At 58.0% G+C, this 14,777-nt stretch carries 10 protein-coding genes; 6 read left to right on the plus strand and 4 right to left on the minus strand.

What is annotated here, in order from left to right:
• Nucleotides 1–130: 130 nt before the first annotated feature.
• From I6F38_RS14455 to I6F38_RS14465, 3 genes are all read right to left on the minus strand, one after another.
• Nucleotides 131–2,275, minus strand: a complete 2,145-nt coding sequence (locus I6F38_RS14455; protein ID WP_225160806.1) for a HAMP domain-containing methyl-accepting chemotaxis protein — start codon at nt 2,273–2,275, stop codon at nt 131–133.
• Between the two features lie 250 nt (nt 2,276–2,525).
• Nucleotides 2,526–3,269: an outer membrane beta-barrel protein gene (locus I6F38_RS14460; protein ID WP_076830931.1), complete on the minus strand. Its 744-nt coding sequence runs from the start codon at nt 3,267–3,269 to the stop codon at nt 2,526–2,528.
• Between the two features lie 329 nt (nt 3,270–3,598).
• Nucleotides 3,599–3,919, minus strand: coding sequence for a hypothetical protein (locus I6F38_RS14465; protein WP_225160807.1), 321 nt, complete (start codon nt 3,917–3,919; stop codon nt 3,599–3,601).
• A 304-nt stretch (nt 3,920–4,223) separates the two neighbouring features.
• On the opposite strand from I6F38_RS14465, the gene I6F38_RS43985 reads away from it, so the two are divergent.
• On the plus strand, nt 4,224–4,349 hold the full coding sequence (locus I6F38_RS43985; protein ID WP_256521266.1) for a hypothetical protein: 126 nt from the start codon (nt 4,224–4,226) through the stop codon (nt 4,347–4,349).
• Between the two features lie 157 nt (nt 4,350–4,506).
• On the opposite strand, the gene I6F38_RS14470 is transcribed toward I6F38_RS43985, so the two are convergent.
• Nucleotides 4,507–5,697, minus strand: coding sequence for a hypothetical protein (locus tag I6F38_RS14470; RefSeq protein WP_225160808.1), 1,191 nt, complete (start codon nt 5,695–5,697; stop codon nt 4,507–4,509).
• A gap of 545 nt (nt 5,698–6,242) precedes the next feature.
• Between I6F38_RS14470 and I6F38_RS14475 the strand changes: the two genes are divergently transcribed.
• The 5 genes from I6F38_RS14475 (at nt 6,243) to I6F38_RS14495 (ending at nt 14,772) form a co-directional block, all read left to right on the plus strand.
• Complete coding sequence (locus I6F38_RS14475) at nt 6,243–7,442, plus strand: ABC-three component system protein (RefSeq protein WP_225160809.1); 1,200 nt, start codon at nt 6,243–6,245, stop codon at nt 7,440–7,442.
• Nucleotides 7,439–7,945, plus strand: coding sequence for an ABC-three component system middle component 5 (locus I6F38_RS14480; protein WP_225160810.1), 507 nt, complete (start codon nt 7,439–7,441; stop codon nt 7,943–7,945). Before I6F38_RS14475 ends, I6F38_RS14480 begins: the two co-directional genes overlap by 4 nt.
• Before the next feature lie 2 nt (nt 7,946–7,947).
• Nucleotides 7,948–9,843, plus strand: a complete 1,896-nt coding sequence (locus I6F38_RS14485) for an ATP-binding protein (protein ID WP_225160811.1) — start codon at nt 7,948–7,950, stop codon at nt 9,841–9,843.
• A 188-nt stretch (nt 9,844–10,031) separates the two neighbouring features.
• Nucleotides 10,032–12,800 carry a DNA methyltransferase gene (locus I6F38_RS14490; RefSeq protein ID WP_225160812.1) on the plus strand — a complete coding sequence of 923 codons (2,769 nt, stop codon included), beginning with the start codon at nt 10,032–10,034 and terminating at the stop codon, nt 12,798–12,800.
• A 52-nt stretch (nt 12,801–12,852) separates the two neighbouring features.
• Nucleotides 12,853–14,772 carry a DEAD/DEAH box helicase gene (locus I6F38_RS14495; RefSeq protein ID WP_225160813.1) on the plus strand — a complete coding sequence of 640 codons (1,920 nt, stop codon included), beginning with the start codon at nt 12,853–12,855 and terminating at the stop codon, nt 14,770–14,772.
• Nucleotides 14,773–14,777 lie beyond the last annotated feature (5 nt).

The raw sequence follows: 14,777 nt of genomic DNA on the forward strand, positions 1-14,777 counted from the left end.
TGCTCTCTCCACATAGAGCGTCGCCTGCGGCTGAACCCCCATCCCGACCTTCCCCCTTTCAGGGGGAAGGGGAAGACAAATCGTGGTCCCGGATTTCGCTGCGCTTCATCCGGGTTACGGAATATCTGCCTTACGCCGCGCGGATGTTCGACAGGAAGCCGTCGATCTCCGAGCGCAGCACGTCGGCCTCGCGGCGCAGTGCGTCGGAGGCGCTCAGCACCTCGCCGGCGGCGGTGCCCGCCTCGGCCGAGGCGGTCGAGACGCCGACGATGTTGCTCGACACCTCGCTGGTGCCGCCCGCCGCATGCTGGATGTTGCGGGCGATCTCGCGGGTCGCCGCGCCCTGCTGCTCGACCGCGGCGGCGATCGCGGTGGTGACGTCGTTGATCTCGCCGATCGTGCTCGAGATGTTGCGGATGGCGGAGACCGCCGTCGTCGTCACCTCCTGCATGCTGACGATCTGCTGGCGGATTTCCTCGGTCGCCTTTGCGGTCTGGCTCGCGAGGTTCTTCACCTCGGAGGCGACCACGGCAAAGCCGCGGCCGGCCTCGCCGGCGCGCGCCGCCTCGATGGTGGCGTTGAGCGCGAGCAGGTTGGTTTGCGAGGCGATGGTCTGGATCAGGTCGACCACGACGCTGATGCGTGCGGCATTGTCGGCAAGCCCCTGCATCGTGCTGTCGGTGGCGCTGGCTTCCTCCACCGCCTTGCGGGCGATCTCGGCCGAGGTGACGACCTGGCGGCCGATCTCCTGGATCGAGGACGACAGCTCCTCGGTGCCGGCCGACACCGTCTGCACGTTGACCGAGGTTTCCTCGGCGGCCGACGCGACGGCGTTGACCAATGCGCTCGACTGGTCGGCGGTCGCCGACATGCTCTGCGCGGTCGACTGCATCGAGTTCGCCGCGGTCTGCAGGCTGCCGAGCGCGCTGCGGACGTTGGATTCGAACGTGACGATCTGCGCTTCCATGCGCGAGGCGCGCTCCGCCTTGGCGCTGCGGTCCTTGTTCTGGTTTTCGGTGAGCTCGCGGCTCTCGACCATGCTTTCGCGGAACACCTGCAGCGCGTCGGCCATGACGGCGATCTCGTCGCGCTGGCGGCTCTGCGGGATCTCGGTGTCGAGGTCGCCGTCGGACAACAGCTGCATCGAGCGCTGCAGGCCGCGGATGCGGCGCAGGATGTTGCGTCCGACATAGAGCCAGACGAACAGGAACGAGCCGACCAGCGTCAGCGCCCCGAGGCCGATCATCACCATGGTGGCGAGCGAGATCTGCTGCTGTGCCTGGAAGGTCGAACTGTCGGTCTCCTTCTGCACCGCGTCGACCAGCTGCTGGACGCTGATGCCGAGCCCGACATTGAGCTTGCGCGTTTCTTCCAGGATGGTCTGGCCGTAGTCGATCGCGTCGAGCTCCTTCTGGCGGATCTTGAACACGCCGGTCTTGCCTTCGCCGAGCACGAGCAGCCTGGAAGCGGTGTCGCGCACCGCAACGATCGCGGGATTGTTCGGCAGGTCCTCGAGGTTGGACTTGACGCGTTCGCGCCCGGCCTTGAACTCGGCCTCGATCGCATCGAGCGTTTCGCTGGAATTGGCTGACAGCGCCGCGGTCATGTCGGCGGCCATCAGATTGCCGGCGGCGAGCACGTTGCTGATCTGGCCGACGGTGCGGGCCGCTTCAGTGGCGTCGTCAGCGGAGACTTCGGCCGCGGCGAGGATGGCGTTGAGCCGGGTCTGCGCGTCAAGCATCGCCGGACTTGCGGCGGAGACGAACGCCGCCTGCGCCTTGCGCAGCGCGTTGTACTGCTTGTCGCGCAGCGCGCCGACCTCGAGCCGCTCACGCGCCGCCGAGATCAGGCTCTTGGTCGCCTCGTCGGTGTTCTTGACGTTCTCCTGCAGCGCGCTGACCACGGATTTGTCGGCGCCGAGCTCGATGATCTCGCCGAGCTTGGCGTTGGTGAGCCGTGCGACGTCCTGCACCTTCTTGGTGCGGTCGTTCAGCGCGTCGTCGCTCTGCACGGCGAGCAGGCCGGGGCCTTGCGCCGCCAGCGAAGCGCTTTGCGCGGCAAGTTGCAGGCTCGCGGCAAGCCGCGGAATGTCGCGGCCAGAAAGATCGGTCATGGTGCCGCCGAGCTGATGCAGCACGATGCCGGCGCCTGCGCTGATCACCAGCGCCATGCCTGCGATGACCGCGAATGCCGCGAACAGGCTGCCCCTGACGCCCATCTGCGGCAGATGGATACGCTTGAGATTTGGTTTGCCGAGCTTGAACCGAAACGCCATTGCCCCTGTGCCCCCTGGCCCACTACGCTTGGCCACTATCCTTGGCCACTACTCTTGGATGTTTCCCCGGCGCGGGAGTATCGGTGCAGCCGGTTAACAAAATCGGGAAAATTGCGACGATCTGCGGGATTTTTCAGGGCTGCCGCGCAGTGGCGACGTCTCGGTTCGCTGTGCGGAATCGATGCACGCGATCGGATGTAAAAAGGCCGGCTTGCGCCGGCCTTTTCCACTGTTGGTTGTGGGCGTGCTCTCAGTAGCGGCCGTAAGCGGGGCCGCCGAGGTTGCCGAGATTGAAGCGGTAGTTGAGGCCCGCCTTCACCGTGTGCTCGTCATTGTGGAAGCTGCCGACCGGCACCAGCGCGCCCGGCGCGGTGAAGCGGCTGTCGCCGAAGTCGTAGTACTGGTACTCGACCTTGGCCGACCAGTTCGGCGCGAACATGTATTCGGCGCCGCCGCCGATGGTCCAGCCGTTGCTGTGGTTGTCGCTGAGTGTGAAGCCGACCGGCGCGCCGCCGAGCGTCACCGTTTCGTTGTTGTCGGAATAGGCATAACCGCCCTTCACATAAATCAGGCCCGGACCCCAGGTGTAGCCGACGCGGCCGGTGATCGAGCCGATGCCGCGCTGGTTGTTGTTGTAGACGTAGCCGCCCGGGAAGATCGCGTTGAGCTGATGGCCGCCGACCCAGGAATACTGGCCTTCGAGGCCGATCACCCACATCGGCGACAGCTGCCAGTCGTAGCCGGCCTGCACGCCGCCCATGAAGCGCGCGTCGGAGTCGGACAGCGCGAGGCCGTTAAAATTGTTGTTCTGGGAGAACACGCCGCCGAGATGGCCGCCGAGATAGAAGCCGGTCCAGTTGTAGAGCGGAGCGGCGTAAACAGGCGCGGGCGCCTTCTGATAATAGCCACGGTTGAAATCGGCGGCGTTGGCGGTCGCGCCAAAGGCAGCGACGGCCGCCGCGACGGCGGCGGTTGCGAGCAGGAACTTCTTCATGGGGGCAGTCTCCGGACAAGTCATGAGGCGCAGCGTGAATGGCGCCATCCACGGCGATGGGTTAGACCGCATTTGAATAAAATGCAGTCACCGGAACGCTGCGCGGAGCGTTAAGTCGCAGCCATTGCGGCGAAACGTTTTGTTGTGCCTAACGAACGCTTAAGGTGGAATGAAGCAAGGCTTAACGCGGTGCGCGCGGCGCGCATTTCCTGTTAACCAAGCCGTCGGCTAGAGCATGATCCGGAAAAGTGCGAAGCGGTTTTCCGAGAAGATCATGCTCAAACAAGGAGCTAAAGCGCGATGATGATTCAACCTAATCTCATCGCGCTTTAGGCCAGTCGCTTGCGCACGTCGTCACGCATCTGCTCGCGGAACGCCTGGCGGCGCGCGGCGCGATCGCTGACCGGAACGTCGTGGCGATCGAACACGTCGAACTTCTCCAGGATCGGATAGCGCTCGCTCGCCATCGCCAGCACGCGCAGCACGGCGGCAACCTTCGGGGTCGGGCCGGTGACTTCCCATCTGCGCAGCTTCTCGGCGCCGCCGGCGGCCGATAGCCCGCACAGCTTGGCCATGTCCGCCGCCGTCAGCTCGCGGCCCAGCGCCTCGCCGAGATGTTCGCGCAGTTTCTTCAGTTCTGGGCCGGTCACGCTTGGGTCCGCTCCGCGATAGCAAAATGTGAAGTGAGTCACATGACGTGCTCGAGGCGCGGGTTATACCCCACGCAGGCGACTTCTAAAGCATGATCCGGAAAAGTGCGAAGCGGTTTTCCGAAAAGATCATGCTCAAACAAAGAGCTAAAGCGCGATGACGATTCAACCTAATCTCATCGCGCTTTAGAGCCTTTTCCGTTCCGATTGAATCGGAACGGGGCTCCAGATTCTTGTTTTGACGCGTTTTCTTCACGCGAAGGGGTACCCACTTCGCTCGAAAACGCTTCTGAAGGAAACCATCATGCACGGCATCATCGAAAGCCTCAGCCCCGAACATGATCAGATCGATTGGAAATGGGTCGGCAGTGTGTTCGCGTTCTACGTCGTGCTGACGATCGGCGGGATGGGCGCGCTGCTGGCGCATTGATCCGCGGAAGCGCGGATAGCGATCTCAATAGAGCGGTCACGTGACGGCTCAGGCCCGGCGGTAGCCGCCGGAACCGGATCGCATAATCCTCCCTGAGAGGCGGTAGCCACGTCCTGCCGGCGCCTCCGTTCGGTGCCGGCAGGGTGAGTTCAGATCATCAGCGCGAGGCGAGAGCGTTGGCCATCCGGGCGGATTTGCCGGACGGCTTGGGCGAAGACCGTGCTGCCACCACAGGTTCGGATGTCGTCGCATTTGTCGGCCAGGCACCAGGGAACGGCGGAGCGAAATGGTGCGCCTTCAGCGCGGCGATTTCCCATGAGTTCAGACAGGTTTTCCCGCCATACTCCGTCGAGTTGTAGAAGGCGTGAAATCCGATACCGAGAGCCGAGGCGAAGCGGTCTCCCCTGGTCGCGCCATCCACATAGCTTCTGAGCTTGGCGCAGAACTTGGGCAGATTTGCCGACCAGGGAGAATCAACCGCATTCTGGGCATTGTTGAATTGGCTTTGAAGCTCGCCGTAGCGATCGGAAAAGGCCCTGTCCACTCCGAGCCAGCCGTTTCCGCCGTCAAGATCCGGCCCGGTGTCACGCACGATCTTGTCGATCGAGATGACGGTCTTTCGGCCGCTTCTGTAACTGATGTTGCTGGCGGTTGACCTGATCTCATACTGCCTGGGGTCGGGCGATCTGGTTTCCGCAAACGACGCCATGATGGAGTTCACCCCGTTGTTGAGCGTGGTGATGGCGTTGCTGTTCTTCTCCAGATAGGAGACGACAGGAACGATCGCCGATCCAATACCGGTGCCCGTGGCCAAGGAGCCCAACGCGACCGCACTGGTGCCGACCGTCGCAATCCCGCTCACAAACTTCGTCGGGTCATTGAATCGAATGGTGTCCGACTGCTTGTACTCAAAGTGCAGCCTAACTTTCGCGTTCGCCGGGACGTCGGTGATGATGGTGCCTTCGCAGTTCTGGATTTGAACGTCGCCAAAGTTGGCCTTCGCTATGATCGGTACCTTGACCTGCTTGATCTGGTCACTCTTGGCGTTCGGGAACGTGACGACGGCCGCAAGGGCGACAGACCGGTCGTGAATATTGAACCCGTCCTGGAATATGTTGCCGGTTCGCTTCGCTCCGACCCAGCCCGACGCCACGTTGTTCAGGCTCTGCGCATTGTCGCAGAGATTGCGGACCTTGAGATCGTACTCGAAGACGTCCCTGGGACCGTCGAAGGCTCTTATGACCGGCGGCGAGCCCGAAGCACGCTCAATATCGACCAACTCAAAGCCAAATGCGGACGAGGATGCCAACAGCGCAAGAGCCGTCGGCAGCAAGGTTTTGATGCGCACGTGAAATCCCCCAATTCCCTATCGTATTGCGGAGTTTTGAAATTCGCCATGTAACTACAGTTACATAGAAGTATAGCTCCGGCCGAAAATCAACCAAAAGTAGATTTTTCGTACGAAAGAACGGAGGGCTGTCTTTGGCGAGGGGATAGTGGGAGTCGGGGAGGTCTTCGGTTCAGTCGCAGCGCGATGAAGATCCTGGTGCTGCCAGACAGGATTGAACTAAGGCAGCAACCCTGCTTGATATTGATTTTATTGTACTTTTCGATCCGGCGATCTGTTTTTGTGTGGCACTCTTGGGTGGCGAGTTGGATGCAGATTACCTTTGGACCCTTGAGCTTGCAGCTTCTTTCTTGCCACTGTTCACAATTCGCAGGAACCCCCATGCCGGTGGCGAGGCCCGCTACTATTGCTGTTGCCTCAGTCGGGTTTCGCGACGAAGCCGGCCTTTGAACGACCCAACCTTAGTCTAGGACAAAACATCTTACGTAACTTGCGCAAACTGCGGTATCTTTTAGGTTGTAAATTCCCGACTCAATGAGTTTCGCTTGTCCACTAGCTCGACCTTCTTTGCAACAATTTCAGCAAACGGCGACTCCGCGGACGTCATCTTCGTACATGGTCTAACCGGTGACCCTGTCGAAACGTGGTCGTCTCAAGGAACCCAGGAAGCGGAGGGACCTTACTGGCCGAAATGGCTAGTAACCGATCTTCCGCATCTCAATTTTTACACGTTGGGCTATCCGGCAAGCCTCTTTGCTCAATGGGCAAAGAAGGAAATGGACCTTTACCAACGCGCGAAGAATGTCCTCGAAACTTTGGCGGGATACGAGTTCGGGAATCGCCCACTCGTTTTCGTTTGTCACAGCTTGGGAGGCCTTCTCGTTAAGCAAATCCTCCGCACGGCTAAGGAGTCGCCTGACGAAGACTGGCACAAGGTCGCAGACAACTGTTGGGGTGTGCTGTTCCTTGCCACCCCTCATAGCGGCTCCAGTCTGGCTGACGTTCTAAAAACCTTCTCCGGGTGCTTCAGTTCTCCGCACGTTGACAAGCTCCTGGAAGACAGCTCCCAACTTGATGAACTCAACGCCAGCTTTCGGACGTTTTGTCAGACTCGCAACATCCATGTCACCGCTTACCACGAGATGCACAAAACTAATAAGCTGGCGGTGATCGTGGACGCAAAAAGTGCCGATCCCGGTGTCAACGCAAGCATGCCTGTTCCGATCGATGCGGATCATTTGAATATTTGTAAGCCGAGCAGCCGCAGCAGCTTGGTCTATACGAGTGTTCTGCGAAAGCTAAAGAAGCTGGTGCCCGTGGTCACCGTCGCTGAACTGGACGAGGCTGCGCCATTTGACGACGACAATCTAGGCGAGGGAAGCACTCGCGATCGGCGAGACCTATTTGAGAAGATGACTGCGGCAGGGCGTGAGCACGAGTACGGCTACGCCAATGATGCACAGAACAAGTTTGCGCGGTCGTTCGCGAAGCACGGACTAAAGACTGCGTCCGCCACGCTGTACAACAATCTACTCGCCGACATTGAGCAGCGTTTTCAGAACTTGATCTTCCATCCGCTAATCTGCGGAGGAGCCGACAACGCAACGGTTCTAGCGGCCGTTCAAACGCATGTGGTGGATCCGCTCAGCGCGAAGTATGCCGACAAGAACGCGACATCTGTAACGATCATGAATGCGCTCTATTTCCTGACTGAGCGTTGTCATATCCGATGGGACAAGCCATGAGCTATCGCCAGTGGTACGCCCAACTTGATGTCTATGATACGATACGTCGCTATCTCGCCTTATTGGTCAGATGGAAGGGCGCGGCACCCACTCGCGATCGTCTGTTTATCTCAGACTTTTATCTGGCCAATCCAAGTCTACTGCACCTCACGCACATGACGGCTGACGTGCGGCGTGCGTTTAACTCCCTAAAAGTCGCGAAGCCCGACCAAACCTTTCTGAAGTATCCGTCACCGCCAATCCTTTACGGCAAGATGGGTGGGATACAGTCCCAGGCTCTTCACAATCTGACAGGAAAAGGGCTTCTCCGCCTCGAACTTGTTGACAAGGATCAATACAGTCTCAGCGAGACGGGGAACGCGCTCGCGAACGGCATGGAGGGCCGACTAGTCCTTCCGACCGAAGAAGGTGTACTTCATTTCCTCACCACAGAGTTCGCATCAATTGGGCAAGGCAAGGGCGGCTTGCGGGCGGTTACGGGCCTCAGGCGTCTGGGAACATAGCATTGGTTTCATTCTTCGCAGTCAACCGTGTAAGGATCGCTCACGGAAACAAAGCCGCATACGATGAGGTGTTTCATCGTGGCGTCAACATCATCCGCGGCGAAAACAGCTCAGGGAAATCGACGATATCGGATTTCCTTTTCTATGGCCTCGGTGGCGAGTTCGATCGCTGGAAAGATGCGGCTGCGCAATGCAGCGCTGTACGGCTGGAGATCGAGACGGAAAGCTCTCTGCTGACCGTTCACAGAAACGTTGGGAGTAGGCAAGAGCCAGTCCTCGTCTTCTATGGAGGACTCGAAGACTCGCTTTCGAGGGGAATTGACGAATGGCAAAGAGTGCCCATTCGGCGTCCGCCCGGAGGCAAAGAGCTATCTTTCACACAAGTTCTTTTCAGAGCGGCGGGAATCCCGGAGGCGCCAAACGTCGACAATTCGAATGTCACGATGCATCAGATCATGCGGCTCCTCTATTCTGACCAGCAAACCCCGGCGGGAAAGCTCTTCCGGTTTGAGAGCTTCGATACTCGCGATATTCGCGAAGCTGTCGGGCAGCTAGTGATTGGCGTGAATGGCTATGAACTGTACGAGACCCAGATCAAACTGCGTCAACTAAACTCCGATTATGCCGAGAAAGATCGGCTGTATAAAGCCGCCTTGCTCACCCTGCCGAGGTCGGAGGGCCTAGCATCGATGGCCGCCTTGGAAGCGCGAATTGGCGAAATTGTCTCTCAAAGGACTGTGCTTCAAGACGAGATCGCCAACGTCGATTCGCATGTTGCCGGCGAACAGTCCGATAAATTCGTCGCTGATCGGCGCGCAATGCAAACCAAGCTGCGAAAGTTGGCCTCTGACCTTCAGGAACAAGAACAGCATTCGAGTGACCTCGCAGATGAGATTTCTGAGATAGGATTGTTTGTAGAGCACCTCACAAACCAGCTGGCTTCGCTAGGGGCATCAGAAGAGCTGTCAGAGAAGCTTGGCACGATCGAATTTCAGTATTGCCCCGCATGTCTAAAGCCCTTGGACGGCGCTGATAGTAAGCATTGCATCGTGTGCCATCAGGAGATTGATGAGGATAAGGCTAAGTCGAAGTATTTCGAGCTCAAGATAGACAATGAGCTTCAGGTGCGTGAATCGCAGCAGCTTCTGAAGTCGAAAGCCGCGGAATTAGAGGAGCTGCAAGGTGAACTGCGAGCCAGGCGGCGCGATTATGCAGTCGCAATCGCTGAGTTCGCGGGACGCTATGACGTTAGCAATTCTCCACGAGAAAGTTTTCTAGCCGAGCGAAACAAGCGCCTAGGCCGGCTTGAGCACGAAATCGCATATCTTGAAGAACTGCGTGCGACGATACAAAAGATCGATGAACTCTCTAAAGAGCGGGCCAACTTAAATGACGAAATCGATCGCCTGAAGGCGAGACTGAAGACGCTAGAAGCTTCATCTATGGCGCGGACCCGAAAAGCGATGAACGCTGTTAGCACCATCGGTCGGCGTCTGTTAACTGAAGACTTGCCGCGAGAGGACAGTTTTGAAAATCCGGACTCCTTCTCTGTCAATTTCGGCGACGATGCGATGCTCGTCAATGGCAAGATGAATTTTGCCGAAAGCAGCAACGTCGTGCTGAAGAACACCGCGATCCTGTCGCTGTTTCTTGCTGCCTGTTATGATGCTGAATTTTGGCATCCAAAATTTTTGCTGATGGATAACATCGAAGACAAGGGGATGGAGCAAGAGCGTAGCCATAATTATCAGCGGCTCATTGTTCGCGAATCGCAGAGGGCGAAATTCCCGCACCAAATTATCTTTACAACGTCGATGATGGATCCCACGCTTGAAAAAAGCGGTCTCACGGTGGGGCCAAAGTATACGCGCCAAAAAAAGACGCTTGCATTGGGATAGGTTGCCAGTTGCGAGAGCGATAAGACCCGCGCGATGGGCGGCCTGCTTGCAATGAGGTGCAGGTGCTGGTTAAACATAGCGTATATTCTTACGGAAGATTCCCTGGACCGCGCGTTTCGAGATGCGTCACCCAAAGAAGCTGAATGTCGAAACGCCGCGTGCGCCCCTACCTATGAACGCTGTGCCGGATGAACATCGCCGAAATTGTAATGCAGCTTGCCGACCTCGTGAAGGAGCCATTTTCCCATGGCGATTTCGCGTTCCAAATTCTGGAAGTCTACAACGCTCCCAAGGCGACACTCACGAAGTTGCGCTCAGGCACCCAGAATAAGGGCGAGAAGCCGAACGATGTGCTCTGGTCGCGAAAGCTTTATTACCGCCCCGCCCCACTCGGAAAAGTTGCAGAGACCCTAGACCAGCTTAGGGAAAGCAGGGCGGCGAAGACGCAGAAGCCGCGCTTCCTTCTTGCGACCGATGGGCACGAGGTTGCCGCCTACGACACCAAGACCGACGACACCTGCCACTGTGACTTCGACAAGCTTAATGATTGCTTCGACTTCTTCCTGCCGCTCGCCGGCATCGAGAAATATGAAGCGGTCGCGGAGAACCCGGCCGACATCAAAGCTGCCGGCCGCCTCGCCAAGCTCCATGACGAAATCGAACTTCATAACCCCGGTTGGCTCGTTCCCGAGAAGCGGCACGTTCTCAATCTCTTTCTGACGCGCATCCTCTTCTGCATGTTCGCCGAGGACACCGGCGGTTTCGACCAAGACCTCTTCGTCAAAACCATTAGCGATCATGGAGGGAGTGAGGGCGAGCATCTTCAAGACCTTTTGAAGCGGTTGTTCGACGTGATGAACGTTCCCGACGATCGTCGTGGTGAGGTGCCCGCACACATTCGAGCTTTTCCTTACGTGAACGGCGGTCTCTTCGCGGACAGCACAGAGGTGCCTGCCTTCAATCGGCGCGCTAAACGCATGCTGGTCGAGGCCGCTCAACTCGACTGGCGCGAGATCAATCCCGACATCTTCGGATCGATGATCCAGGCTGTCGTCGATACCGACATGCGCGGCGACCTCGGCATGCATTACACGTCCGTGCCGAACATCATGAAGGTATTGCAGCCCCTCTTCCTGATGTCACTCGAAGAAGAGTTTGAGCGAGCGCGAGGTCACCGCGAAGAACGCTCACTGCTACGAAAGCTCCTGACGCGCATTTCGAAAATCCGCGTGTTCGATCCCGCCTGCGGCTCCGGCAATTTTCTGATCATTGCGTACCGCGAATTGCGCTCGCTGGAGATGCGTGTCTTTCAGCGCCTTGATGAGATTGGCGGAGGACAGACGACGTGGCGCGAGCAAAGCGGAGTCAAGCTTTCCAACTTCTATGGAATCGAATTAGCAGACTTCGCAGTGGAGACGACCAAACTTTCGCTCTGGATCGCCGAATACCAGATGAACCAACGGTTCAAGAGTTTGTTCGGTGAGGCGCCGAAGAGCTTCCCTCTCAGGGAGGGCGGCCACATCGTCTGCGGCAACGCCTTAAGGCTTGATTGGCTTCAGGTATGCCCTCGGCCGATGAAGACGGTTCAAAAAGAAAAGATTTTTGATTTGGCGCGCGTCGAGAAGGTCCACGCGACCGAGCAAATGCCTGACGAGGAAGCCGAAATTTTTGTGGTTGGGAACCCACAATTTGAAGGTGCCCGCGAACAAACCAAAGCTCAAAAGGACGATATGCGGCACTGCATGCCAGACTATGAGGGCGTGAACAGTCTCGATTACGTTTGCTGTTGGTTCGAAAAAGCCGCCCAGTTCATGCAGTCAATGAACTCAGCGGCCGGCTTTGTAGCCACCAGTTCAATCTGCCAAGGTCAGTCAGTCTCCCTTTTTTGGAAGCAGCTCAGGTCAAGGGGCGTCGAGATTGCTTTCGCGCACCATCCCTTTAAGTGGCGAAACAACGCCAAGAATAACGCTGCTGTTAGCTGCATCATCGTGGGCCTTAGACTGAAATCAAAAGCGCCAAAATTCTTATACGACGATGTCAACCGAAAACGAGTTAACAACATATCGGCCTATCTCACTGACAATGAAGATGTCTATGTTGAGAAGCTGATGAATCCGTCCGACGGGCGTCCTGAGCTGGTTCTCGGAAACCAGGCGATTGATGGAGGTCATCTGATTTTGTCGAGCGACGAGCGCGACAAACTCCTTGTTGCCAACCCGGAGATTGAGGCGTTCCTTCGTCCACTACTCGGCAACAACGATTTTTTTCAAGGGGGACGACGTTATTGCATCTGGGTTCACGACCGGGATTATACCAAGGCCAACTCTATTCCGGAGCTTGCGGAACGATTTCGAAGGGTGGCTGAATATCGCCGCACGGGGGGTGAAGTCGCCCGATCGCTCGTTCATATCCCTTATCGATTCCGCTATGTCCACGAGGCTAAAGACAGCATCTTGCTGATACCCCGCTACACGACGGAACGACGTCTCTATCTCCCCGTAGGGATGCTCGACGCTTCTGTGATCGTGACGGATACCGTCCAGGTTACCTACGACCCGGAAACATTCTGGTTCAGCATTCTTTCCTCAAGGCTCCATGTCATTTGGATGACCGCCGTCGCTGGTCGACTTAAGACCGACCCGCGCTATTCAAATACACTTGTTTATAACACCTTTCCGGTGCCGCCTCTCGATGCGTCCCAAAAGGCTACGCTCGAAGGTCATGCTTGGAGCATCATCTCGGCGCGCGAGAGCTACCCCGGCAAGATACTTGATTGGCTTTACGACCCAGACACGATGCCCCAATCTCTTCTCGATGCTCATACTGAGCTCGATAATACGCTGGAAAAGATTTATATCGGACGCGCCTTCAAGAATGACACCGAGCGACTCGAACATCTTTTTAAGATGTACGCGGAGATGCCTTCCGTCGAGCAGAAGGAGGTCGTGAGTGCCTGATTTTGTGCATGTCACCTACGGGCAGACCGGCGCGAGCCAGAAGCAGGACGCGATGGGCATGCGCGCGATGCAGGCGCGTGCCTACACCGAACGCGGCTCCCAGTATCTCCTGGTCAAGGCGCCGCCTGCCTCCGGCAAGTCCCGCGCTTTGATGTTCATCGGACTCGACAAGCTGCAACATCAGGGCATCCGCAAAGTCATCGTCGCCGTTCCCGAAAGGTCGATCGGCGCGTCATTCCGCTCGACCGATCTCACCGACCACGGCTTCTTTCGCGATTGGCTCGTCGATGACGAATGGAACCTCTGTACGCCGGGTGGCGATGCGGGCAAAGTTGGAAGGTTTCAGGCGTTCATGGAGAGCGACGCCGAAGTGCTGATCTGCACCCATGCCACCTTGCGCTTCGCTTATGACAAAATCGGCGCGGACCCGTTTGCCAATTGTCTGCTCGCCGTTGACGAATTCCACCACGCTTCGGCCGATGCGGATAGCCGTCTCGGCGAGGTCGTTCGCGGCCTGCTGGCCGATGGCCGCGCCCATATCGTGGCCATGACCGGCAGCTATTTCCGGGGCGACAGCATTCCCGTACTTCGCCCGGAAGACGAAGAGCGCTTTACTCGTGTCAGCTACACCTACTATGAGCAGCTCAACGGTTACACTTATCTGAAGAGCCTCGGCATCGGGTACCATTTCTACCGCCGCCGCTATCTCGATGCGATCAACGAGGTCCTCGATCCCGACAAGAAGACCATCATTCATATTCCAAGCGTGAACGCCGCCGAGAGCACCAAGGAGAAGTACGAGGAAGTCGACCGTATCCTCGATCACCTCGGCGACGTGATACAGACCGACGCGGCTACCGGGCTTCATCATGTCCGGCACAAGAGCGGCAAGGTTCTCAAGGTGGCCGATCTCGTCGAGGACGACGAGAAGACCCGTAACCAAGTGATGGAAACGCTGCGCAACATCAAAGATCGCGACGACGTCGACATCATTATTGCCCTTGGCATGGCCAAGGAGGGCTTCGACTGGATTTACTGCGAGCACGCCCTTACCGTCGGCTATCGCGGCTCCCTTACGGAGATCATCCAGATCATCGGGCGCGCCACGCGCGACTGCCCCGGCAAGTCCCACGCCCAGTTTACCAACCTGATCGCCGAGCCCGACGCATCCGCCGACAACGTCGCTGACGCCGTTAACAACATGCTCAAGGCCATCGCTGCCTCGCTCCTAATGGAGCAGGTGCTCGCCCCAAACTTCAAATTCAAGACGCGCTCCACCGATGACAACATCGACGGCGGCACCAAGATCGTCGATATCGACTACACGAACAGTGAAACCACCGTCGCCATCAAGGGCTTTGCCGAGCCCAGCACCCCGCGCGTTCGGCAAATTCTCCAAAGCGACCTGGTCGATCTCACCGCCTCGGTCATGCAGGACGAGCGCGTGCTGCGCGCGGCGATGAACCCCGACGAGATTCCGCCCGAAGTCGTGACGCAGGTCTATGTCCCGAAGGTCATCGAGACCAAATACCCGGACCTCACGCCCCAGGAAGTCGAGGAGGTCCGCCAGCATGTCGTGGCCAACGCCGCCTTCAAGGCGAGCAGCAACGGCGGCCTGCCGGAGCTGAACGACAATCTCATTAAGATGGCGGCCAAGTTCATCAACGTGAAAGACCTCAACATCGATTTGATTGACAGCATCAATCCCTTCCAGCTCGCCTACGAGATCATGTCGAAGTCCGTCGATGCCGATGTGCTGAAGCGCATCCACGGCGCCATCACCGCGCGGCGTATCCAGATGACCGAGGAGGAAGCGGTAGCGCTTTGGCCGCGCATCAAGAGTTTCAACGAGACGCATGGGCGCGAGCCTAGCCTCACGGCGCAAAGTCCGATGGAACGCCGCCTCGCCGAGGCGCTCGAATGGATCAGGGCCAAGAAGCGCGAGCAGATGCGCGCCCAGCAGTCAGGGTAAGCGGC

This window comes from Bradyrhizobium sp. BRP56 (assembly GCF_020194035.1).
Taxonomy (GTDB): domain Bacteria; phylum Pseudomonadota; class Alphaproteobacteria; order Rhizobiales; family Xanthobacteraceae; genus Bradyrhizobium; species Bradyrhizobium australafricanum.

What these genes read in the sequence shown, in the direction of transcription:
- I6F38_RS14480 (WP_225160810.1), top strand. Translation starts at nt 7,439, where the DNA reads ATGAGCTATCGCCAGTGGTACGCCCAACTTGATGTCTATGATACGATA.
- I6F38_RS14460 (WP_076830931.1), bottom strand. Translation starts at nt 3,269, where the DNA reads ATGAAGAAGTTCCTGCTCGCAACCGCCGCCGTCGCGGCGGCCGTCGCT.
- I6F38_RS14490 (WP_225160812.1), top strand. Translation starts at nt 10,032, where the DNA reads ATGAACATCGCCGAAATTGTAATGCAGCTTGCCGACCTCGTGAAGGAG.
- I6F38_RS43985 (WP_256521266.1), top strand. Translation starts at nt 4,224, where the DNA reads ATGCACGGCATCATCGAAAGCCTCAGCCCCGAACATGATCAGATCGAT.
- I6F38_RS14455 (WP_225160806.1), bottom strand. Translation starts at nt 2,275, where the DNA reads ATGGCGTTTCGGTTCAAGCTCGGCAAACCAAATCTCAAGCGTATCCAT.
- I6F38_RS14495 (WP_225160813.1), top strand. Translation starts at nt 12,853, where the DNA reads ATGGGCATGCGCGCGATGCAGGCGCGTGCCTACACCGAACGCGGCTCC.